At 48.2% G+C, this 23,688-nt stretch carries 17 protein-coding genes; 7 read left to right on the top strand and 10 right to left on the bottom strand.

From position 1 onward, the window contains the following. Positions 1 to 11 precede the first annotated feature (11 nt). The 5 genes from cydA to aspS all read right to left on the bottom strand — a co-directional run bounded on the left by cydA (position 12) and on the right by aspS (position 6,157). Positions 12 to 1,598: a cytochrome ubiquinol oxidase subunit I gene (gene cydA / locus CIK04_RS21725; protein ID WP_097352950.1), complete on the bottom strand. Its 1,587-nt coding sequence runs from the start codon at positions 1,596 to 1,598 to the stop codon at positions 12 to 14. Positions 1,599 to 2,060: 462 nt separating this feature from the next. Next, positions 2,061 to 3,065 (bottom strand): Holliday junction branch migration DNA helicase RuvB, encoded by a 1,005-nt coding sequence (gene ruvB, locus CIK04_RS21720; RefSeq protein ID WP_011150787.1) that lies wholly within the window; start codon positions 3,063 to 3,065, stop codon positions 2,061 to 2,063. Positions 3,066 to 3,086: 21 nt separating this feature from the next. Beyond that, a complete protein-coding gene (gene ruvA / locus CIK04_RS21715; RefSeq protein WP_017421973.1) occupies positions 3,087 to 3,701 on the bottom strand; it encodes a Holliday junction branch migration protein RuvA in 615 nt (204 codons plus the stop codon). Positions 3,702 to 3,790: 89 nt separating this feature from the next. Continuing rightward, the gene (gene ruvC / locus CIK04_RS21710) at positions 3,791 to 4,312 is read right to left on the bottom strand and encodes a crossover junction endodeoxyribonuclease RuvC (RefSeq protein WP_011080036.1); all 522 of its coding nucleotides are present in this window, start codon (positions 4,310 to 4,312) and stop codon (positions 3,791 to 3,793) included. A gap of 66 nt (positions 4,313 to 4,378) precedes the next feature. Then, the gene (gene aspS / locus CIK04_RS21705; protein ID WP_097352949.1) at positions 4,379 to 6,157 is read right to left on the bottom strand and encodes an aspartate--tRNA ligase; all 1,779 of its coding nucleotides are present in this window, start codon (positions 6,155 to 6,157) and stop codon (positions 4,379 to 4,381) included. A gap of 271 nt (positions 6,158 to 6,428) precedes the next feature. Here aspS and CIK04_RS21700 point away from each other — a divergent pair, with 271 nt between their 5' ends. The 6 genes from CIK04_RS21700 to CIK04_RS21675 all read left to right on the top strand — a co-directional run bounded on the left by CIK04_RS21700 (position 6,429) and on the right by CIK04_RS21675 (position 12,592). Continuing rightward, the gene (locus CIK04_RS21700; protein ID WP_026050622.1) at positions 6,429 to 7,295 is read left to right on the top strand and encodes a DUF72 domain-containing protein; all 867 of its coding nucleotides are present in this window, start codon (positions 6,429 to 6,431) and stop codon (positions 7,293 to 7,295) included. A 101-nt stretch (positions 7,296 to 7,396) separates the two neighbouring features. Further along, complete coding sequence (gene cmoA / locus CIK04_RS21695; protein ID WP_013571414.1) at positions 7,397 to 8,134, top strand: carboxy-S-adenosyl-L-methionine synthase CmoA; 738 nt, start codon at positions 7,397 to 7,399, stop codon at positions 8,132 to 8,134. A 97-nt stretch (positions 8,135 to 8,231) separates the two neighbouring features. Beyond that, on the top strand, positions 8,232 to 9,203 hold the full coding sequence (gene cmoB, locus CIK04_RS21690; RefSeq protein WP_097352948.1) for a tRNA 5-methoxyuridine(34)/uridine 5-oxyacetic acid(34) synthase CmoB: 972 nt from the start codon (positions 8,232 to 8,234) through the stop codon (positions 9,201 to 9,203). Between the two features lie 132 nt (positions 9,204 to 9,335). Continuing rightward, on the top strand, positions 9,336 to 10,082 hold the full coding sequence (locus tag CIK04_RS21685; protein WP_039539291.1) for an ATP-dependent zinc protease: 747 nt from the start codon (positions 9,336 to 9,338) through the stop codon (positions 10,080 to 10,082). A gap of 8 nt (positions 10,083 to 10,090) precedes the next feature. Further along, positions 10,091 to 11,596 (top strand): inactive transglutaminase family protein, encoded by a 1,506-nt coding sequence (locus CIK04_RS21680; RefSeq protein WP_017421978.1) that lies wholly within the window; start codon positions 10,091 to 10,093, stop codon positions 11,594 to 11,596. 3 nt (positions 11,597 to 11,599) lie between these two features. After that, a complete protein-coding gene (locus CIK04_RS21675) occupies positions 11,600 to 12,592 on the top strand; it encodes an alpha-L-glutamate ligase-like protein (RefSeq protein ID WP_038939781.1) in 993 nt (330 codons plus the stop codon). A gap of 124 nt (positions 12,593 to 12,716) precedes the next feature. Here CIK04_RS21675 and CIK04_RS21670 read toward each other — a convergent pair whose 3' ends face one another. Further along, positions 12,717 to 14,357, bottom strand: a complete 1,641-nt coding sequence (locus CIK04_RS21670; RefSeq protein ID WP_097352947.1) for a GMC family oxidoreductase — start codon at positions 14,355 to 14,357, stop codon at positions 12,717 to 12,719. 81 nt (positions 14,358 to 14,438) lie between these two features. After that, complete coding sequence (locus CIK04_RS21665; protein WP_097352946.1) at positions 14,439 to 15,923, bottom strand: coniferyl aldehyde dehydrogenase; 1,485 nt, start codon at positions 15,921 to 15,923, stop codon at positions 14,439 to 14,441. A 161-nt stretch (positions 15,924 to 16,084) separates the two neighbouring features. On the opposite strand from CIK04_RS21665, the gene CIK04_RS21660 reads away from it, so the two are divergent. After that, positions 16,085 to 17,134: an AraC family transcriptional regulator gene (locus CIK04_RS21660; RefSeq protein WP_045595174.1), complete on the top strand. Its 1,050-nt coding sequence runs from the start codon at positions 16,085 to 16,087 to the stop codon at positions 17,132 to 17,134. 51 nt (positions 17,135 to 17,185) lie between these two features. Here CIK04_RS21660 and mukB read toward each other — a convergent pair whose 3' ends face one another. Genes mukB through mukF form a run of 3 tightly spaced genes read right to left on the bottom strand, consistent with a single transcriptional unit; the run spans position 17,186 to position 23,686 of the window. After that, positions 17,186 to 21,649, bottom strand: a complete 4,464-nt coding sequence (mukB, locus tag CIK04_RS21655) for a chromosome partition protein MukB (RefSeq protein ID WP_097352945.1) — start codon at positions 21,647 to 21,649, stop codon at positions 17,186 to 17,188. Then, positions 21,646 to 22,368 carry a chromosome partition protein MukE gene (mukE, locus tag CIK04_RS21650; protein WP_017421981.1) on the bottom strand — a complete coding sequence of 241 codons (723 nt, stop codon included), beginning with the start codon at positions 22,366 to 22,368 and terminating at the stop codon, positions 21,646 to 21,648. The genes mukB and mukE overlap by 4 nt, the downstream gene beginning before the upstream one ends. After that, complete coding sequence (gene mukF / locus CIK04_RS21645) at positions 22,349 to 23,686, bottom strand: chromosome partition protein MukF (RefSeq protein ID WP_011150799.1); 1,338 nt, start codon at positions 23,684 to 23,686, stop codon at positions 22,349 to 22,351. The genes mukE and mukF overlap by 20 nt, the downstream gene beginning before the upstream one ends. Between the last annotated feature and the right edge of the window lie 2 nt (positions 23,687 to 23,688).

Below are 23,688 nucleotides of genomic sequence, written 5' to 3'. Positions count from 1 at the left end.
GTCTCCTTGCCTTACGCTTCTACTTGGCGATTAACTTTGTCTTCAATAGACTCGCCATTTTGTTCGAAGTGGTAACGACCTGTTTTGAGGCTACTTGGTCCCTTGCGAGCGAACTTCAACATGAGGTACACCTCTGCAATCAGGAACACGGTATACAGTGCCAAAATAGCGAATAGAGAGGTCCATAGTTCGCCAATCGTCAGTGCCGAAGCGGCAACGTGGGTTGGGAGAATTTCACCCACCGCCCAAGGTTGACGACCGTACTCAGCGACGAACCAACCTGCTTCGATCGCAATCCAAGGAAGTGGGATGCTAAATAGCGCCGCTTTCAGAATCCAAGGTTTTTGCTCGATCTTTTGACGGCATGTTTGAACGAATGCAGCACCAAAGACAAACAGCATGATGAAGCCACAGCCAACCATGATGCGGAACGACCAGAATAGTGGCCACACTGTTGGAATGGAGTCATCCGCGGCGGCTTGAATTTGCTCTTCCGTTGCATCGGTCACTTTGTCGGTATAACGCTTAAGCAGCAAGCCGTAACCAAGGTCACCTTTCACTTCATCAAATGCCGCCTTGTTCGCTTCAGAGCGATCGCCAGCACGAAGTTTTTCTAGCAACTCGTAGGCATACATACCGTTACGGATACGATCAACGTGCTGATCACGTAGGTCACGAAGACCGGTGACTTGCTCGTCGAAAGAGCGCGTCGCAATGATACCCATAACGTAAGGGATCTTGATCGCGTAGTCGGTGTGCATGGTTTCTTGGTTCGGTAAACCAAACAGAGTAAACGCTGCTGGTGCAGGTTCTGTGTGCCACTCTGCTTCTACCGCCGCAAGTTTTACTTTTTGTACTTCGCCAAGCTCGTAACCTGATTCGTCACCAAGAACGATAACGGACAAGATCGATGCCATACCGAACGAAGCCGCAATAGCAAACGAACGACGTGCAAATGCGACGTCACGGCCTTTTAGTAGGTAGTATGAGCTGATGCCGAGGATAAACATGGCACCCGTTGTATAACCAGACGCAACGGTGTGAACAAATTTCACCTGAGCAACAGGGTTAAGCACCACTTCGGCAAAGCTCACCATCTCCATACGCATGGTTTCGAAGTTGAACTCAGCGCCCACTGGGTTTTGCATCCAACCATTCGCGACAAGAATCCACAACGCAGAGAAGTTAGAACCTAATGCCACTAACCATGTAACGGCCAAGTGTTGACGTTTAGATAATCTCTCCCATCCGAAGAAGAATAGACCGACGAAGGTGGACTCTAAGAAGAATGCGACGAGTGCCTCAATAGCAAGAGGGGCACCGAAAATGTCACCAACATAATGGGAATAGTAAGACCAGTTCGTACCAAACTGGAATTCCATGGTAAGGCCTGTGGCCACACCTAGGGCAAAGTTAATACCAAAAAGCTTACCCCAGAACTTAGTCATGTCCTTGTAGATTTGCTTATCGGTCATTACGTACAGCGATTCCATGATGGCTAAAAGGAAAGCCATGCCTAGAGTCAAAGGTACGAATAGGAAGTGATACATCGCTGTCAGTGCAAACTGCAACCGCGACAGATCAACTACGTCAATCATGGTAACTCCTATGTGTCGGCTGAATGACACTCTCTACATTTTACAAATCATCATCAAGAGTTGAACTTTCTTGAATAGTGTTGAATTAAACCAACAAATTGTTGCAAAAATGTACCGCATTGGTTAGTTAATTGTTAAGCGTCAGCTAATATAGCTGCGGCTAATACTACTGCTAAAAACTGAGGGTTTCAAAAGTTTTATAAACGCAAAGCGCTTTGATTTGAATCAAGAAACACGTGGCATTTCTGTCTAAAAAACAATCAACTTGATCTAAATCAAGCAAATGCAAGATGTTTTGTTAACGCCAGGTAACTAGAAGAAAATGCACGCCTCATTATGGCTACGAGACGTTTACAATGCGCGATTTTGCATTACCTATTTAGAGGTAGTTAGATTTTCTTTATTGTGACCTTTCTCACATTAAAGAAAAGGCTAGGAAATTTAATACCTAGCCTTGCAAACTTACTTTTCAATTCCGAAATGAAGATACGCCCGATCGGTTGCGATTCGCCCTCGAGGCGTGCGTTGTAAATAACCTTGCTGAATCAAATATGGCTCTAACACATCTTCAATCGTATCTTTCTCTTCACCGATTGCAGCTGCCATGTTATCCAAGCCAACCGGACCACCACCAAATTTCTCCATGATGGCCAACAGTAACTTGCGGTCCATGTAATCAAAACCTTTCGAGTCCACATCAAGCATGTTGAGCGCTTTGTCTGCAGTATCTGCACAGATGTGACCATTGCCTTTGACTTCGGCAAAATCGCGCACGCGGCGCAACAAGCGATTGGCAATACGTGGTGTACCACGCGCACGACGCGCCACCTCTAATGCCCCTTCCGCTTCCATGGAAAGCCCCAAGCAGTCAGCACTGCGTTGCACGATATTCTGCAGATCAGGAATTTTGTAATACTCCAAACGCTGGGTAATACCAAAACGATCACGCAGAGGGGACGTCAGTGAGCCGGCGCGAGTGGTTGCACCAATTAGCGTAAAGGGCGGCAAGTCGATTTTGATTGAACGTGCAGCAGGGCCTTCACCAATCATAATATCCAACTGGTAATCTTCCATGGCTGGATACAGCACTTCTTCCACCATCGGACTGAGTCGGTGTATCTCATCAATGAAGAGCACGTCGTTTTCTTCTAGATTGGTCAGCAAGGCCGCTAAATCCCCCGCTTTTTCTAACACCGGGCCTGACGTGGTGCGAATATTTACGCCCATCTCGTTTGCAACAATGTTCGCTAAGGTGGTTTTACCCAAACCTGGAGGGCCAAAAATCAATAAATGGTCGAGCGCTTCGTTACGCAATTGCGCGGCTTTAATAAAAATTTCCATTTGATCACGTACGTGATCTTGGCCTTGGTAATCAGCCAGTTTCTTTGGTCGTATCGCACGGTCAATCACATCTTCATCACGAAAGGCGGGATTTTCCGGAGCAATTAAGCGATCTGCTTCAATCATATCAATACCTATTTTGCGCGATTAGACCATGGACTTAAGCGCTTCGCGGATCAGTTGTTCACTGGTCATATCCGGTTTAGCAATCTGTGATACGACTTTTGATGCCTGTACAGGCTTATATCCCAACGCCAAGAGCGCACTGACCGCTTCTTCTTCTGCGCTGTTACTGCTTGCGCTGCCTGAATCGACTGGCGCCGCATCGGTAAACGGCGTGAACAGATCGCCAGCACTCCAACCTTTCAAACGATCTTTCATCTCAACCACAAGACGTTCTGCTGTTTTCTTGCCAACGCCCGGTAATTTCACCAGCGTGGAAATGTCTTCTCTTTCTACCGACGCCACAAACTGGCTTGCCGTCATGCCCGATAAAATGGCCAAACCCAGTTTTGGTCCAACCCCATTGGCTTTGATGACTTCTCTAAACAGCGCTCGTTCTTTCACGGTATTGAATCCATACAGCAACTGAGCATCTTCACGCACCACAAAATGAGTATAGATAATGGCTTCTTCCCCAATATTAGGAAGCTCATAGAAACAACTCATTGGCATCTGAACTTCATAGCCAATGCCATTAACTTCAATCAACAATTCAGGGGGTTGCTTTTCCAGCAGAATGCCGCGAAGACGTCCGATCACGTTCAATACTCTTTAGAAATGAATTTGCGACAGGATAATAAAGAACTGGATAGACATCCAGTTCTTTATCTCATAAAACGAATACAAGGCTAACGATAACGGCCTCGTTTAGCACTGGTCGCCTGCCCGGCTAAGGCAATGAGGGTTTTGTTGGTATTGGCGTGACAAATGGCAACACCTAACGCATCGGCCGCGTCCGCCTGAGGTTTAGCGGGTAACTTGAGCATATGTTGCACCATATGTTGCACTTGTGCTTTATCAGCCCCGCCCGTGCCTACCACGGCTTGCTTAATCAAACGAGCGGCGTATTCGTAAACCGGCAAATCGTGATTCACGGCAGAAACGATCGCCGCGCCACGCGCTTGACCAAGTTTGAGTGCTGAGTCGGCATTTTTCGCCATGAAGACCTGTTCTATGGCAAACGCATCCGGCTGAAACTGAGTAATGATCTCCGTTACGCCCGCGTAAATTTGCTTTAAACGGCCGGGCAAATCTTTTTCTGATGTACGAATGCAACCACTACCAAGATATTGCAGGTGTCGGCCATTTTGGCGAATCACACCATAGCCAGTAACGCGAGAGCCTGGGTCAATTCCTAGAATAATCGACATGACACTTCCTATCTGTTCCTTAAACAAAAACTCCCGCGTTTGCGGGAGTTTTTTAACGCTTATTGCTTATTCTGCGCTTTTTTCTTTTGCAATCGTCACGGCAATCGCAAGCTCTTCAAGTGCTGCTGGGTTAGCCACACTTGGTGCATCTGTCATCAGACACGCGGCTGCCGTTGTTTTCGGGAACGCGATAACATCACGAATGTTCTCAGTACCACACAGTAGCATGACTAGACGGTCTAGACCGAATGCAAGACCTGCGTGTGGAGGCGTACCGAATTTCAGAGCGTCCAGTAGGAAACCAAATTTCAGTTTTTGCTCGTCAGCGTCGATACCAAGAATATCGAACACCGCTGCCTGCATTTCTGCGTTGTGAATACGGACAGAACCACCGCCCACTTCGTAGCCGTTGAGAACCATGTCGTACGCATTTGAAATTGCTGGTGCTGGGTTTGCTTTGAGCTCTTCAGCAGTAAGACCTAGAGGCGATGTGAATGGGTGGTGCATCGCGTGTAGGTTGCCTTCGTCGTCTTCTTCAAACATTGGGAAGTCAACAACCCATAGTGGAGCCCAAGAGCCTTCTTTGGTTAGACCCAGGTCTTTGCCAAGTTTTAGACGAAGTGCACCTAGCGCTTCAGCAACGATGTTTGCTTTGTCTGCACCAAATAGGATGATGTCACCCGATTCTGCTTGAGTGCGCTCTAGAATACCGTTGATCACCTCTTCGCTTAGGAATTTCGCTACTGGAGATTGGATACCTTCCATGCCAGCTGCACGGTCGTTAACCTTCATCCATGCTAGACCTTTCGCACCGTAGATGCTTACAAAGGCAGTGTACTCATCGATTTGCTTACGAGTAAGCTCAGCACCACCAGGAACACGGATGACTGCTACACGGCCTTTCTCATCGTTAGCAGGGCCAGAGAACACTTTGAAATCCACGTCTTTTACTAGGTCAGCAACGTCTACTAGCTCTAGTGGGTTACGAAGATCTGGTTTGTCAGAGCCGAAACGACGAATCGCTTCGCTAAACGGCATAACTGGGAACTCACCTAGGTCAACGTTCAGTAGCTCTTGCCACATTTCGCGAACCATTTTTTCCGTCACTGCACGTACTTGATCAGACGTCATGAATGACGTTTCAATATCGATCTGGGTGAATTCTGGCTGACGGTCAGCACGTAAGTCTTCGTCACGGAAACACTTAACGATTTGGTAGTAACGATCAAAGCCAGACATCATAAGCAGCTGTTTGAACAACTGTGGAGATTGAGGAAGTGCGTAGAAGCTGCCTTTGTGAACACGGCTTGGTACTAGGTAGTCACGCGCACCTTCTGGTGTCGCTTTGGTGAGTACTGGTGTTTCAATGTCTAGGAAACCGTTGTCATCTAGGAAACGACGAACAAAGCTAGACGCTTTTGCACGTAGCTTGATGCGGTCGCTCATTTCTGGACGACGTAGGTCTAGGTAGCGGTACTTCAGACGTTGCTCTTCCGAGTTCTTCTGGTTGAAGTCGAGAGGCAGCACGTCAGAACGGTTGATGATTTCAAGACCTTTCGCAAGGATCTCTACTTCACCCGTTGCCATCTCTTTATTCACTTGGCTTTCAGGACGAGTGCGAACTTCACCCGTTAGCTTGATACAGAATTCATTACGCAGTTGGCTTGCCACTGCATACGCATCAGCCATATCTGGATCAACAACTACCTGAACGATACCTTCACGATCTCGCATATCAATAAAAATAAGACCGCCTAAATCACGACGACGGTTAACCCAGCCGCAAAGTTCTACAGTTTGTCCTGCAAGGGACTTGTTCAGGTGACCACAGTAATGGGTACGCATAATGAAATTCCCAATCTCTCTAAAATTGTTAACTACTCTCTGTCGGTCATTTTCTCAACAGAGCAAAGGTCCATTTATACGCTGAATGTCGGTGAAAATCGACTAGTCAGAATACAATTTATTGCGTTTTATCATGCATTGATGCTTTTTGATACAGCAACTGCTCAAAAGCACATCAAATGTGAAAAATTGGTCGGGATTATAACGCGAAACTACCGATTTCAGCAAAACTCTCGTACAGTGAGGCTAGGAATAAATGCAGCGAGAAACCATGAACACGCTTCCTCTTCGATTGGGTCTGACTATGTGGTCGCACAATCAGTGGCAACAAGACTTTTATGGCTCGGGGACCAAACCCGCAGAGCGACTGGAAAAGTACGCACAGGTCTTTCACACTGTCGAAGGCAATACGACCTTCTACGCGACGCCAAATACACCAACCGTACTTAACTGGCGCGCGGCCACGCATGACGATTTTCGTTTCACCTTTAAGTTGCCAAAGCTGATTACCCACCAGCAGATGCTTAAAGGCTCTCAGGGTTTGTTGCGCGAGTTTTTGAGTGTCATGGAACCGCTGCACCCGCGTATTGGCCAATGGACAATCCAACTTCCCGCGGCTTTTTCACCAGAGCATTTACCGCTGCTACAACGTTTCTGCTCTTACTTTCCCGAAGGGTTTCCGCTGGGAATCGAAGTACGTCATTTGGCTTTTTTTGCGAAAGGAGAGGATGAGAAACGCTTTAACCAATGGTTAATGGAAACAAAGATTGATCGCATCATCATGGATAGCCGTCCGGTTTTCGCTGCCCCAGCAACAACGGAGGCCGTGATCGATGCCCACCAAAAAAAACCAAAAGTGCCCGTTCACGCCATCGCGACGGCAGAGCATCCAATGATTCGCTTTATTGGTCATCCCGATTTAGAGAGCAACCTCCCCTTCTTTGCCCCTTGGCTGAGCAAATTACCACTTTGGATTGCCGAGGGTAAGCAGCCTTATTTGATGATCCACACACCGGATAACGTAGAAGGCCCCCAGTTAGCCAAACGACTTTACCAACAATTACAGCAACAAGTGAAACTGCCCAATCTGTCTGATTTTCCTGCCAATAGTGGCAATAGCCAAATACAGATGTTCTAAGCTGCGTCTTGCAATGCATGACAGCTAGAGGAAATTCCCCTAAAATACGCGCCTTTTTACCGCCTATGTGAAGACAGGCAGTTTGTTAGCAGAGAATGGTTATGAACCCAAAAAGCAATCCAGACACTATTTTTTCGGCTCCAATCGATAAAATTGGGGATTTCACCTTCGATGAACGCGTGGCGGAAGTCTTTCCAGACATGATTCAACGTTCGGTTCCGGGTTACAGCAACATCATTTCTGCCATTGGTATGTTGGCCGAACGTTTTGTCAAACCACACAGTAATGTGTATGACTTGGGTTGCTCACTGGGCGCAGCCACACTCTCGATGCGTCGCCACATCAAACAAGAAGGCTGTCAGATCATTGCGGTCGATAATTCTAAAGCGATGGTTGAGCGCTGCAAGCTTCACGTCAATGCTTATCGCAGTGATACCCCCGTAAACGTGATTGAAGCCGATATTCGCAACATAGATATCGAAAATGCTTCCGTGGTGGTTCTGAACTTTACTTTGCAGTTTTTATCACCGGAAGATCGTTACGTGTTGCTGGAAAAAATCTACGCAGGTTTACGTCCTGGCGGCATTTTGATCCTTTCCGAAAAGTACGTTTTTGAAGATCAAGTTTCTAATGAACTGTTGATTGACCTTCACCATGACTTCAAACGAGCAAATGGTTACAGTGAGCTAGAAATCAGCCAAAAACGCAGTGCCATTGAAAACGTGATGCGTCCAGATTCGAAGAAACAACACAAAGAGCGCTTCGCACAAATTGGATTCAGCAGCTACGATGTTTGGTTCCAATGCTTTAACTTTGGTTCGATGTTTGCGATTAAGTAGCGAGAAGCGAGAAGCGAGAAGCGAGAAGCGAGAAGCGAGAAAGTCTTAACGTTTCGCATTTAGTGTCAATTTTTAATTTATTACTCAGTGAAAAACGATGTTTAATTTTGCTAATTTTTACCAGTTAATCGCTCAAGACACTCGTCTTCAGCCATGGCTAAACATTCTACCTCAACAGCTAACAGATTGGCAAAATGCTGAGCATGGTGATTTCCCTCGCTGGTTAAAAGCACTCAATAAGATCCCAGAAGGCGCACCCGATCAGATAGACATTAAGCACTCTGTCACCATTAGCAACGACACGCCGTTCCATCACGGAGAGTTGAAGAAGCTCGAAAGCTTGCTGCGCACTTTCCATCCTTGGCGTAAAGGCCCTTATACCGTTCACGGCATTCATATTGACACCGAATGGCGCAGTGACTGGAAATGGGACCGTGTTCTGCCTCATATATCACCATTAAAAAATCGTAGCGTGCTGGATGTCGGTTGTGGTAACGGTTATCACATGTGGCGCATGTTGGGTGAAGGTGCACGTCTGTGCGTGGGTATTGACCCATCACACCTGTTTTTAATCCAGTTTGAAGCGATCCGTAAATTAATGGGTGGCGATCAGCGTGCACACCTACTGCCATTGGGCATTGAACAGCTACCAAAACTTGAGGCGTTTGATACCGTTTTCAGCATGGGGGTGTTGTATCACCGTCGCTCTCCGCTTGACCACTTGATTCAACTGAAAGATCAGCTTGTCTCTGGCGGTGAATTAATTCTGGAAACTTTGGTGATAGAAGGGGATGAAACCGCCGTTTTGGTTCCCAAGGAACGCTACGCTCAAATGCGCAATGTGTATTTCTTCCCTTCGGCTCGCGCTTTAAAAGTGTGGTTAGAATTGGTTGGCTTTGAAGACGTGCGCATCGTGGACGAAAACGTCACTTCCGTCGACGAGCAACGCACCACCAATTGGATGACTCACAATTCACTGCCGGATTATCTCGACCAGAATGACCCAAGCAAAACCGTGGAAGGCTACCCCGCGCCTCGCCGTGCTATTTTGGTGGCGAAAAAGCCATAATTGACACAGTTTTGACTCAATAATTTGAGTATCACTAAACCCTAACAAGAGGATGCTTCACGCATCCTTTTTTATACGCTACACTCCTCTTTACAATAACTTATTCCCCTAATTCACTTTTTAAGGCATTCAATGTTTATAAGATTGACGCCAGTACTCGCTCTCGTTTTGTTATCTGGCTGTACTTTAACCAATGGTGAGCAATATCATCAGAAAACCCTGACCGCCCTCCAAGACTCTGAGGCTCGCATTACGAATAAGATAGAGAATCTCACTCTGCAATCTTCTAACCAAGTTGACTATATCGAGAGCCTTGAGACACAGATTACCGAGCTGCAGAGCAAAGTCGATCAGTTGCAAGTCGCTCAACAGCAATCGCTTGAGAACAACGACAGAAAAAAACCTGAGCCAAAAGTATTAGCAGCACCGCCTGCCCCCGCCAAAAATCAAATCATTCTTGGTGCGATAGAGAAAGTGACTATCGACTCTATTAATCAGTCATTTGATGCCCGTGTCGACACTGGTGCTACCACCTCATCACTGAATGCCGTTGATATCGAAATGTTCGAGCGAAATGGTAAAGATTGGGTTCGCTTCCACCTCTCTGATCCCGAACAACCTGGTACTGACCAAAACTGGATTGAAGCCCCCGTTATTCGTTATGTGAAAATTCGTCAATCAACAAACGATGATACCGAACGCCGCGCCGTCGTCGAACTGTGGGTCAAAGTGGGTGCAATCAAAGAGAAAGCACAATTTACATTGGCAGATCGCTCACAAATGAGCCATCCCGTTCTTCTAGGACGTGAATTTATTCGCGATATTGCTCTTGTAGACGTCAGTCGCAGTTACATTCAAACCGGACAAAAGAATAAGTAAGGTAGGCTATGACTTCCCGAGTTCCCTTTTATCTTTCTATCATCCTGCTGATTGTCGCAGGGATAACACTCAGTGTGTTTCGCCATCAAACCTATGGCGTGCCATGGACGCCCGGCGAAAGCCGTCAGATCTGGGATATTGAAGCGCGCATTGAATTTAACGCCAGCGGTCAAGAGGTAAAAGCCTCACTTGCAGCACCTCATACTCAAAATGGCTTCACCTTGATCAATGAGACAGCATCCTCTCCAGGCTATGGCGTCTCTTATGTTAATACCGCATCGGGTCGTCGCGCTGAGTGGTCTATTCGACAAGCAAGTGGCCCGCAAACCATTTACTACAAAACGCAGTTTTTAGTCGACCCACAAGCAAAAGTGACCGTTCAACCGCCTACAGAGCCTATCAGCAAGCCAACTTACTCGAATCCGGAGCAAACTGCGGCACAAGCGCTCATTGATCGCGCGATGAGACGTTCCTCAGACAACATTACGTTTACCCGTGAACTCATTAAAACGCTAAACGACCCCGATAGCCAAAACGCGGCGTTGTTGCTTAACAACACCGATCGCGCCACTACCCTCTACAAGTTGCTTTCAACGGCTGAGGTTCAAAGCAAAATCGTTGGGGTCATTTCACTGGAAGATGGTCGTCGTCGCCAAACGATTGAATCCATGATCCAAGTGTGGGATGGCAGTAACTGGGTGCTGTTCTCGCCAAATTCAGAGCAACATGCCGACCAAGGTAACTTACTGGTGTGGGATGACTCAAACGTTTCACTACTGGATTTAGTCGGCGGACAAAACAGCCAAGTGCATTTCTCAATGATTGCACAAGACATTACGCCACAAGCCGCCACCGATAATAAAGTGGAAGCCGATGGACTACTCAATCTCTCGATTCACAGCTTGCCTCTCGAAGAGCAAGCGATGTTTAAGACCATCATGTTAGTGCCGATTGGCGCACTCATTGTGGTGTTCTTGCGTGTCATCATTGGTTTGAAAACATCCGGCACCTTTATGCCAGTACTGATTGCCGTGGCGTTTGTACAGACGCAACTGGTGACAGGTATCGTCGGTTTCTTATTGATTGTGGGTACGGGTTTGATCATTCGTAGCTACCTCTCCAAGCTGAACTTGCTGTTGGTTGCGCGGATATCTGCGGTCATTATTACCGTTATTCTGATTATTTCCGTGTTCACCGTCGTGGCATTCAAGATTGGTCTAACCGAAGGCCTTTCGATTACCTTCTTCCCGATGATCATCTTGTCATGGACCATCGAACGTATGTCGATTCTGTGGGAAGAGGAAGGCGCAAAAGAGGTGGTACTGCAAGGCGGTGGTTCACTGTTTACCGCAGTATTGGTTTACCTTGGCATGACTAACCCATACATCCAGCATCTGACCTTTAACTTCATTGGTCTGCAGCTTGTTGTACTGGCGGCAATCTTGCTATTGGGTACTTACACTGGATACCGCATTACCGAGTTGCGCCGCTTTAAGCCATTGGTGGAGGATTAATCTATGTTCTCCTTTTTGTCTAAGTACACATCGCCGATGAAGCTGCGACGCAAAGGGATCATGGGAATGAATAAGCGTAATCACGCTTATATTGGTCGCTATAATGACCGTTCCAAATACCCTTTGGTGGATGATAAGCTTAAAACTAAAATCATCGCGCAACGAGCGGGCTGTACAGTGCCACAGTTGATTGGCGTGATCAGCAATCAAGCAGATGTAAGACGCATTCACGAAATGGTCAAAGATTGGCCCGGGTTTGTGATTAAACCCGCTCGTGGTAGTGGCGGTAAAGGCATTCTTGTTGTGACCTCGCACAAAGAGGGCGTTTACACCAAGCCTTCGGGTTCCACCATCAACAAAGAAGAGATTGAACGCCATATCTCAAACGCGCTAGCAGGCTTGTTCTCTCTTGGTGGTAAGAACGATGTGGCCGTAGTCGAGAACTTAATTAAGTTTGATGATTGCTTTGATGGATTCAGTTTCGAAGGGGTGCCCGATGTGCGGATCATCGTGTTCAAAGGCTACCCTGTGATGGCAATGATGCGCTGCTCAACAGCCGCGTCGGATGGAAAAGCCAACTTGCACCAAGGTGCGGTTGGGGTTGGTATTGATATTGCGACGGGGAAAGCGATTCGCGCGGTGCAGTTCAACCAACCTGTTACTCACCATCCAGATACAGGAAAAGATCTTGCTACCTTGCAAGTGCCTCATTGGCAACGTTTGTTGACCTTGGCAGCCAGCGCGTGGGAAATGACCGGGCTGGGTTATCTCGGCACCGATATGGTGTTGGATAAAGAAGAAGGACCAATGGTATTGGAACTCAACGCACGCCCTGGTCTGGCGATTCAAATTGCCAACGGTGCGGGGCTTTTACCACGCTTACACCATATTGAGAACTTGGGCGCACCACTGGTCTATCCCTCAGCAGAAGAGCGTGTGGCGTATTCAATGCGTCAATTTGGCGCAAAACAAGATTTTGATAGCAGCGCAAGCTAACTCAATCCATGCGTAACTTATGCGACAAACGCCCGCTATGATTGCGGGCGTTTTCTTGTTGGCCACTTGAGCGCAGCTGCGGTTTTTTATTCTAAAACGTCGACCACGACACTCCTAACAACATTTAAGCCACTGGCGTCGTTTCCTTTATCGCACAACCCAAACCCGCATAGTTGGCTTTAATCGCATCGGCGATTTTCTCTGCAATCATGATGGTCGGCGCGTTGGTGTTTGCACCAATCAAGGTCGGCATAATGGAGGCATCCACCACTCTTAGCCCCGCCAAGCCATGGACTCTAAGCTGATGATCAACCACGGCTAACGGATCACTGGCCACGCCCATTTTGCACGTGCCAACCGGATGATATTGTGTATCAGCACGGTTGCGAATGTCCTGCTCTATCGCTTTGTCATCCGAGGCATCAACGGGATAAAAGCTCTCCCCTCGAATGTCATCAAACGCCGAGCTCTCCAACATTTGCTGCTGTTTTTTCCAACCTTTGATCATGATTTCCATATCTTCTGGATGCGTAAAAAACGCAGGGTCAATGTGGGGCACATCGTAAGGGTTTGCACTGTTCAGTTTGACGCGGCCAACACTTTTGGGTCGTAATAAGGTCACATGGCTACTAAAGCCGTGGCTTGCATGAATTTTACGCGCATGATCGTCCACTACCGCCACGACAAAAACAAACTCCAGATCGGGGATCTCTACACTGTCATCAGAGCATAAGAAGCCGATCCCCTCAGCAAAATTGCTGCTCATTTTGCCTGTCCGTTGCGTAATCCATTGTGGCACCGCTTTGGTTAATTCCGACGCCATACGAAGTGAGACACCAAAAGTATCGCGCTTGGCACTGCAACGATAGGTATGAACTAAGTCAATGTGGTCTTGCAAGTTCTCCCCCACCCCGGGCAATGAGTGAACTTGCTGAATACCATATGGCTGTAAATCCTTCTTCGCCCCGACGCCCGAAAGCAAAAGCAGTTGTGGAGAGCCAAACGCGCCAGCAGATAAAATCACTTCTCGCTTGCAGCGGATCTGAAACGTGTGGCCTTTTTGACCATATTCGACGCCAACCGCTCTCTTGCCTTCAAAGAGAATTTTATGGGTGGTCGCTTGAGTTAACACCGTTAAATTTGGCCTGCCCAAATGAGGAGTAAGATACGCTTTGGCGGCACTGCACCTTTCACCATTCATTTGTGTCACTTGAGTGGCCATCGCTCCCAACTGTTGCGCGCCATTGATATCGGGATTGCGTGGGACGCCGATCGACTCGCAAGCGGCCAAATAACGTTCCAGCACGTCACTCGGCGAGCGTAAATTGGTGACATTCAAAGGGCCACCTTGGCCATGAAACTCATCACGATGGATTTCGTTGTTCTCCGCTTTTTTGAAATAGGGCAAGCAGTCGTCGTAACTCCAACCGACGTTTCCCAAACTGGCCCATGAGTCGTAGTCGTATCGATGCCCTCTGGCGTACATCATGGCATTGATAGAACTGGAACCGCCTAACGTTTTGCCCCGTGGTTGATACCCTTTTCTGCCATTCAAACCAGCTTGCGGGATGGTTTCAAACCCCCAATTGTTTATTTTGGTGGGCATCATCGCCACCATCCCAACAGGCGTATGAATAAGAGGACTGCTATCTTTGCCCCCCGCTTCCAGCAAACAAACGGTGACGTCAGGATCTTCCGTCAATCGAGACGCCAACACACAACCGGCAGAGCCGCCACCGACAACAATAAAATCATATTCCTTCATGCTCTCTCCTCTACCTCGACTGGGTATTTTCTGTTTAAGACATTTTTCAATGCCATCAGCACGGTTGAAGCTGTTTAAAAATCACTCTTTGAGCGTGAGATCTGGTTTGCCAGCAAACACTCTTACCACCAGTTTTTGCACCCAATTGCCATATGGTGGCGCAAACAACTGAATCGGAAACCAATCGCGCATTTTCAAGACAGTTCGCGCGTGGCTAAGTTCGCGAAAGCCCTCTTCGCCATGGTAGTTGCCGATGCCAGAATTACCGATACCGCCAAACGGCACAGAATGGTTGAGCACATGCCAGCCCCAGCCATTGATAGTAACACCGCCACTGTGGGTTTGAGTGAGCAAGGTTTCACGTTGTTTTGGATGATGGCTAAACAAGTAACACGCCAGAGGCCTTGGTCGTTGGTTGATATAGTTGATGACCTCTTCGATGGCCTGAAAGGTGTGAACAGGTAGCAGAGGCCCAAAGATCTCTTCTTGGCAGATACGCATATCTGGCGTCAGGTTGGTCGCAATATACAGCGGCGTTTTTCTCCCTTCCCCAGCTTCAAGACATTGGGTAATCGTCGCTCCTTTGCTTCGCGCATCCTCAAGCAAACTATGGAATCGCTGGTACTGCGCGTCGTCGACTAGCGCGGTGTAATCTTGGTTGGCTTTGAGATCGCCGTACATGCTTTGATGGGCGGATTTCAACGCATCAACAAAGGCTTCCTGCTTACCTTCAGGCACAAACGCGTAATCCGGAGCGATACAGATTTGCCCAGAGTTGAACCCTTTTCCATGAGCAATTCGCTGCGCTGCTTTCGCTATCTCATAATCATCAAACACCACCACTGGCGACTTGCCCCCCAGCTCTAACGTCACCGGTGTGAGATTGGCGGCGGCATTTGCCATGATGATCTTTCCGCTCGCAGGAGACCCAGTAAACACCAAATGATCAAAAGGCAAATGTGAAATGTCCATCGCTTCTGGATGCGTGCCTTCAACGATACGAACTAGATTTGTTGGGTAGATTTCGGCAAGCATACGACGGAGCTGTCGCGTGGTTTGCGGGCAATTGGGTGGCATCTTAATCATGCAGCGGTTGCCCGCGGCTAGCGCCGTGATCATGGGGCCTATCGAGAGGTACAAAGGGAAGTTCCAAGGGCAGATAATGCCTACCACGCCTTTCGGCTGATAACGAACCTCCAGTTGGTTGCCTTTAAACAGCCACTCTGTCGCTCTTCGGCTGGGCTTCATCCACCCCTTTAAATGTTTGAGCACATGGTTGATATCAAGAATTGGCGCAAGCACATCCGCCATGATGGACTCGGTATGGCTTCGACCTCCAAAATCTTGACTCATAGCTTCTGCCAGTACGTCTTGATAGCGAGAAAGTTGTTTTTTTAGCGCCAGTAATCGATGTTTTCTCTCCACATAGCTTGCGCTAGGCTCCGCTTGATAAGCCATTTGTAATTCGGAAAACCACGTTGCAAGTTCGCTTGCTGTGGCGTCATGGGTTGCTATCATTCCTTGATCGCGATGTACGTCCCTATCTTGCCTAGCCAGTACATTCATGTTTCTCTCCCACGGTGCAATTTAAATGATTACAACATTTTGATAACATGATGCACAGGTTACAAAAAGACAAAAAACGGTGATATTCGGACAAAATTCTCTTAAGGTGACTGAATCGTACCTCAGTCCGCGCTAGGATGACGTTGAAATGGAGAGGGACAATGAAATACGTTGCCGTTTATGAACCGGATGCTCAAGCTTGTGGCATTTTAGATCTGCAGTTACTCAACCGCTATTTGGAATCAAAAGTCAGCATTGACTCACTGCTGCTCGGCAGTAGTCTCAGTGTTTCGCAACTCTATACTCCGGACACGCACATCACACTCGCACAAAAATTGGTGATTTTTAGCAATGCCTTAGCCCATTCAGAAGAGGGCGGATTAGGTCTACGTGTCGGTCAGCAAGCCCGCTTTAGTGATTTTGGCGTGCTGGGTTACGCGATATTTAGCAGCAATACGCTTTTCGATGCGATGATGATTGGTTTTAAGTATTTGCGATTGGCCGGCCCTGTGCTCAAAAAGACCATGGGTATCGAAGGCCATACCGGCTATTTTCGCGCCGAACAATTGATTGATTTGCAATCTCTTTTGCCGTTTTGTTGTGAATATTGGTTTGCTGCAATACACAGCTTATGCGAAGAAGTGATGCAAAAGCCCTTCCCTTCCACGATTATCCGTTTCCCCTATCCCGAACCGGAATACAGTGAACTGTATCGGCAAATATTCCACTGCCAAATCGAGTTTAACAGCCCACGTTTAGAGTGGCAGTTTGATGCCAAGAGTTTGCAAGAGCCCCTTCCCGCGGCCAATACTGCCACACTGCAACTGTGCCTTAAGTCGTGTGACGAAATGTTGGAGAAAGTAAGCGGCAAAGCGAGCCTAAAGGAAAAAATCACCCAAATGTTTGTGGAAAGACCAGGGTATTATCCGTCTATTGAAACTTTGTCCGCCGAACTTGGCATGTCCTCAAGAACCCTTCGCCGTCGCTTGAAAACAGAAGAGAGTAGTTACCAAAAAATCTTAGACCATGTGCGCTTCCACTTTGCCCGCCACTACCTTGCTTCCACGAAAATGAGCATTGAAGAGATTGCAGAGCGTGTCGGTTTTTCCGATAGCGCCAATTTCCGTCACGCATTTCGCAAATGGAGCGGCGCGTCACCGAAGCAATTCCGCCAGCAAGCGCTGACTCGCCCTGAGCTTCATCAACCATAAAAAAACGCCCGCGATGATCATCGCGGGCGTTTGGTTTTATCGCTATTGAGTTTACGCTTCAAACTCTTCGATCATCTGTTGCGCTTCACTCTTCGGTTTCTGCTCTTGGCCAAAGCCACGCAAACCGACGACATGCACGTGTTCGTGATCTTTAAACACTTTACGCACCAGTTTATAAGTGGTGCCTTTCTCTGGGCTGATGTTCTCTGGCGCCGCGATAAGAAGTTGCATATCGAGGCGATCACAAAGCTCAAACAGTGTTGAGATCGATTTCGCATCCAGACGCGCCGCCTCATCAAGGAACAGCAAACGACACGGTACGATGTCTTTGCTGCGCAGACGACGTGACTCTTCTTCCCAACTTTGCACCACCATCAAGAGAATAGATTGGCCAGTACCAATCGCTTCACCAGTAGACAGTGCACCCGATTCCGCTTGTAGCCAACCATCAGAGCCACGGTTTACTTCAATGCTCAGCTCAAGGTAGTTGCGGTAATCCAGCAGTTCTTCACCCAAGACTTGTGGTGAACGTTGCCCCATATCAATGTGCGGGTTAACGCGCTGGAACAATTTTGCCATCGCTTCAGAGAAGGTATAACGTGCTGTTTCAAACAGATCTTTGTGTTGTTCTTGCTGCGTGGCGAGACCATTCAATAACACTTCATGGCTTTCGCGCACTTTCACATTGAGTCGAACGCCCTTCACCTGACCAAACGAGATGTTGGACAAGCCTTGGTTCAACATACGAATACGGTTCTGTTCACGTTGGATGGTTTTCTTAATGATGCTCGCCACCGACTCAGAACTGATGGCCAAACGGTTTTCACGCATGGTCAACTCTTCGGTCAAACGAGCCAGCTCCACTTCCATCTCTTCAATCGCTTCGACCGGATCATCGGTATGGATGATGTCTTGGCGAATTCGCTCTCGTAAGTGCTGGTAAACCGCAATGTAGAACAATACTTTACGTTCAGGACGCGCATTATCTTCAGAGAGTCGCAGTGCATCACGCAGATCATCATTGTTGGCAACTGCAAGACGCAGCGCACCCAGTGATTTATCCGACATGGAACGCAGTTCGCCCGCCGACAAGTAAGCCAGCTCACGTTTATGTAGACGGCGCTCTACGTCGTTTTCACGTGCTAAACGCAGTACTGAGCACCAGCCTGCTTTCGCAGCAACGACAAACGTACGCAGTTCTACGTACTCTTTTTGCACCTTCTTCAAGCGCTTGGCGAGTTCTTTCATGCCCAGCTCTGTGGAAGTGAGGGTACGTTCGTACTCGCTCTTACGGCTGCGTGAGGTGTGCAAACGCTCGTGAAGTTCATCACGACGGCGAATCGCGCGCTCCAACGCCCCTTCATCAGCACTGACACCAAACTCTGCCAGCTCTTGCTTAAATTCTTGAACCGTTTCCAGTTTCGCTTGATATGAACTCTTTAGAGAGGCCAACACTTGGTTGTATTGGTTCATCTGCTCTTGCTGCTGCTTGAGCTCATCACGGTAACGGCTACGTGCACGTTCTGCTTCCACCAATTTCGCTTTGAGCTGTTCACTCAGCTCGCTGCTCTTGCTAAGCAGATCAACCGAATCGGCATAAGCAAAATAGTGGCGGCGTTCAACCAAATCCGACAAGGCGAAGATTTGCTTCTTCAACGTTTGCAGTTGGCTATCTGCGCTTTGATATTGCGCTTCCAGTGCATCGAATTGCTCAGGATCCGCCTCAAGTACCGCTAATTGGCTTTCTAACTGCTCAACCGCTTTGGCGTGTGCGTTCAAGAACTGCTTCGCATCGGCCAATTGAGCGATTTTCTCTTCCAGTTCCGCGAAACGCTCTGCGATGGTGTCATCGCTGATCACCGCCATCATCGGTGCCAATTTATCCAACATGGTAAGCGCTTGCTTACTGTTTTGGATTTGGCTGCGCATCTGCTGCTCTTTCGCTTCCAACTCAGCCAGAGTGCGCGTCAATTGGTTACGCTTATCGCGCGCAATCACCAAGGCTTGCTCAGGATCCGCGGCAAAGGCCACTTGGATGTGCTCCGCGACAAACTGGTTAAACGCTTGGAATAGACGCTGCATTTTCTGCGCGTCAAATGCCGCTTTCGCGTGCTTTTCAACGACTTCTTCTCGCTCGCTACGCAGCAGCTCTAGACGTTGTTCACGTGCTGCGCGACCAAACAGCGGGATCACTGGGAAGCGAGAGTAACGCATTTGACGATCGTTCAAACGCACGCACACTGCGCCCTCTAGCTCTTCCGCTTTGATTGAGCTGTCATCAAAGGCATCCACATCGCCTTCAATGATGTAAAGATCCTCAGGACAGTCGTCGAGTTCCACCAGCTTTTCTTCGATGCCCGACAAATCAGACACCACAATCGCGTGACGTGCAGGGCCGTACATCGCACTGAAGTAAGGCGCATCGTCAATGGTGATGTCGTCATAGATCTCAGAAAGTAAGACACCGCCTAGCGTATCCGCTAAGCCTTTCAAACGTGGGTCATTAGAACCACCAGGAGAGGCCAGACGTTCAATTTCACTTTCCAGTTGGCTGCGACGCTCTGCCAGCTTGTCTTTGGCTTGAGAAAGCTGTTTCTCTTGCTCAAGAACTTGCTGCATTTGTGACATCACTGATTGGCTATCCGCCAGCTCAGCGCCACTTTGCTCACGCAGTTTTTCCAGTGCATCATTGGCCGCAATCCATTTTGGTGCGATTGCCTGAAGCTGCGTGATGTCACTTTGTAAATCTTGCTCCTGACGACGCTGCTCGCTACGCAACTCGCGATTCTCTTCCAACGCAATCTCAAGAGAGTCCAGTTGAGCATGATGACGTTCACGCTCTTGCTCGAATATCACTTCATCATCAAGCATGACTTGGTGTGCTTTTTGGTATTCCACGACCAAAGCTTGCGCTTGGTTTTGCTGATTCAAGCTACGTTCTAAATCACGATGTTGCGCACGCCATTGGTTTTCGTTTTGCACCACTTGCTGAGCGGAGCGCGCTTGTTGAATGGCCGCTTTGGCATGGCGAGAGGCTTCGGCACGTTCCACTTGACCGGCAATGCTGTGTACCAATTTCAGCGCATTTTCAAACTGCTGCGCAGCCGCGGAGGACATGTCCAGTTTGTGCTTAAGCGCCAACAAGGATTGAGTCTGTTCCGCTTCGCTTTGGGTTAACTGCGCCACCAAAGCTTGCGCTGATTCAGCGGTCAACGTGCTGTCAGACAAAAGCACTTTGGCTTTTTCTAGCGCTTGAACTGCCTGTTGATATTGCAGCGCGCGAGTTTGCTGCACATCCAACGCTTGTTGGTAATCGGCCAACTGCGTTTTCAGGCTATCTACTTCGTTTTCTGCAACCGTAGACTGCTCTTCGGCCATTAAGACGCGCTCTTGCGCTTCTTCCACGACCATGGATTGCTCTTCAAGACGCTCATTCAGCTCTTCAAGATCTTCTTGGTAACGCTCGATTTTCTCTTGCTGACGCAAAGCATTTTGCACCAACTGCAAGTGGTCAGAAGCACCTTGATAGTCTTGCTCCAATGCCGATTCTGATTCAACCAGCATTTCCAATTCTTGCTGAACTTGGTTCAGTAAGCGGTTTTGCTCGATCAGTGTCTCGCGCGAGCTAAAGAGTTCAGAGCGTAGTGACAAACTTTGCTCTAATTTCTTGTGACGTTCATTGGCGTGACGCATATAGTCTGCCGCCACATAGTTGGTGGATTCCGTGATCAAATGCTTGAAAAGATCGCGGTCGGCTTGCGTCGTTTTGATCGCTTCTAGCGTCATACGGTTTTCACGCAGTGCCGATTCCATATCTTGGAACGCTTTCTTCACCCCACCATTTTGCGGCAACAAGTAATCACGCAGCGAGCGAGTAATCGCACTCGAGATCCCGCCATACAATGAAGCCTCAATCAGACGGTAGAACTTCGAACGGTCGCTTGAGTTGCGTAATTTTTTCGGAATAACGCCAAACTCAAACATCTGTGCATGGTAATCAACAATCGAAGCGAAGCTCTTAAACTGAACGCCCTCGTACTGAGCAACGCTCTCTTTCACTTCGTTGATTTGACGAACGCGCGCCTGAGTGGCCGAGACCGATTCAATCAGCACATCCGTTGGCTTCACATGACTTGGCAAGCCTTGAATCACAAACGGCTTGATGTCCACTTTTTTGTCACGGCCCGCTACTTGCTGTAGCTTCACCGCAAACAGTAGGCGTTGATTGCGTGAGTTCACGACATCCAATGCCGCGTAACAGGCACCCGGTTGTAACTTACCGTACAAACCCTTATCGCGAGAGGCTTGGCTGCTGCCCGCTTCGGTTGTGTTACGGAAATGCAGCAAACTTTGGTCTGGAATCAACGCGGTAATGAACGCCGCCATCGTGGTTGATTTACCTGCACCATTACCACCTGACAGGGTGGTGACCAATCCATCAATATCAAAGGTACGAGCGAAAAAGCCGTTCCAGTTGACCATGGTCAGCGATTGATATTTACCTCTTTCAATCATGCTTCACCTTCTAATTCAGCTTGCTCGTTATAATTCTGTTCTTCTTCGTCAGCCAGTAGGCTTGCCTGAGTCGGCTCTTGAATGTGAACCACCGCTTCACCATCGCGGATCAAACGCAATTGTGCTTCGCGAATATCATCTCCAGCGCGCACATCCGCACCAAAACGGAACACCGCTTCACTGATGCTGAATTTGCCGCTGTCTCCCACATTGATGATCATGCCTAAACGGCGTAAACGTCTTAATGAGGTTCGTACTTTTTCGAACAACTTTTCACGATCGAGATCCGACCCCGATGCACGGTTGGTCACCAACTTCATCAGTTTCTTTTCATCGGTCAGTGCGATCAGCTCTTCATACAACTCTTGATTGGTAAAGATACCTTCATGTGCCAAACGCTCTGGGCTCAAGTAAAGGAAACAGAGCACCTTACCCACCAACATGTCCAGCTCAGAGAGCACACTACGGGCAATCAATGAGGTTGAACGCGGACGAAGGTAAAAGAAACCTTCTGGCGCTTTCACCAACTCTGTGTTGTAACGTTGGTAAAAAGCCGACAGCTCTACTTCGTAATCCGACAGCAGTGCGTGGTTATCTAAATCTTCACTCGAGATGTGACGACCTGCGCGCAGCATGCTATCCAATGCTGGAAACAGCGGGTTGCAAATCGCTTTGGCCAGATTTTCTGGCATGTATTCATTAATATCGGTCGATGACATTTGCTTGTACCTTTGCGCCGTAGTCGTTAATTGCCTGCCAATCTGGCTGAATCGCTTGGTAATCCGATTCGGAATAACCCATGCGCACCGCTTGGTCGATAACGATACGAGCTAAATCGAAATGATGAGTGCGAGGGTGCTGCGCGAGATAATCTTTCAGCACAATGCCGAGATCGATCGGCTTGCCGTTGTCTTTATGGAGACGCAACATCTCACCGATACGCTCGGCAAGCTCATCATTGACTTGTTGAAACTCTTCATACTCCACTTCAAGTGGCACTTGCCCGGTCACTTCGTCGTCACGAAGCACTAAGGCTTCATCACGCAAATCGCTCAAACGCTCCGCATCTGCGTAAGTGAGATACCATGGCATGTCGAAGTAATCTTTGACCGATTGGCGTAGACGAGTACTGAAGATTCGGTTTTTATCCATATCAATCGCGGTACGGATAAATTTGTGAACATGGCGGTCGTAACCGATCCACAGATCGATGGCTTGTTGACCCCAACTGGTGATGCGATCGAGCTTCATCTGCAACCCAAACAGCGTTTCTTCGATAAATTCGAGCTCTTCATCCCCATAGACCAACTCTTGAATATCCAAGATCTGAGTTTGCAGCTCATCCCCGGCCGCTTGCAGCGTATCTTGTAGCTCTTTGAGCGTGTTCGAGGTTTCTGAAAGCAGTGACTCACAGTTGTTGATCGCTTCACGCCAATCTTTGTTCAGCAGATCGGCAATTTGCTGCTTAACCGATTGTTGTTGCTCATCCATCACGCGTTGGTTGAGATCGATTTGATCAAAAATCTCACCCACTGAATATTTCAGCACCGCATACACATTTTTCTTCCAATGCCCTGCCGTCCCGCCTTGCTTGGCAGCTTCAATGGCTTTCGCCATTTCGCCAGCCACCATGGAGAGCTGAATCGATAATCTAAGCTTGGAGAATTCTCGATGACGGACATAGTAGTCGGTAATGCCGATCGCCAGCGGCGAAAGACGGTAGATGCTGGCACCTTCCGTCATTTCGCTGGTAAAGCGGCTGATCAGGCGCTGCTTAACCAACTCATTGATGGCGTTGTTGGCGCGAAACGCTGAGGCTTCACCCGTTTCTTCAAACAGTCGAGTGACGATAGTAAACGCATCATGCAGCTCACCTTCACCCAACTCTTCATCAAACCTTTCGTTACTTAATACAGCGATGGCGATGAGAAACGCCAATCGCTCGGTGGTCAGGTTCAATGAGAAATCGTGCTGCTTAACCCAACTAACCAATTCATCGATTGGTTGCTCTGCAGCATTGAGAGTTGTCTCACTCATTG

The sequence above is a fragment of the Vibrio sp. 03_296 genome, assembly GCF_002265885.1.
Note: the sequence above shows the minus strand (reverse complement) of the source record. Positions and strands in the feature narration are given on the sequence as shown.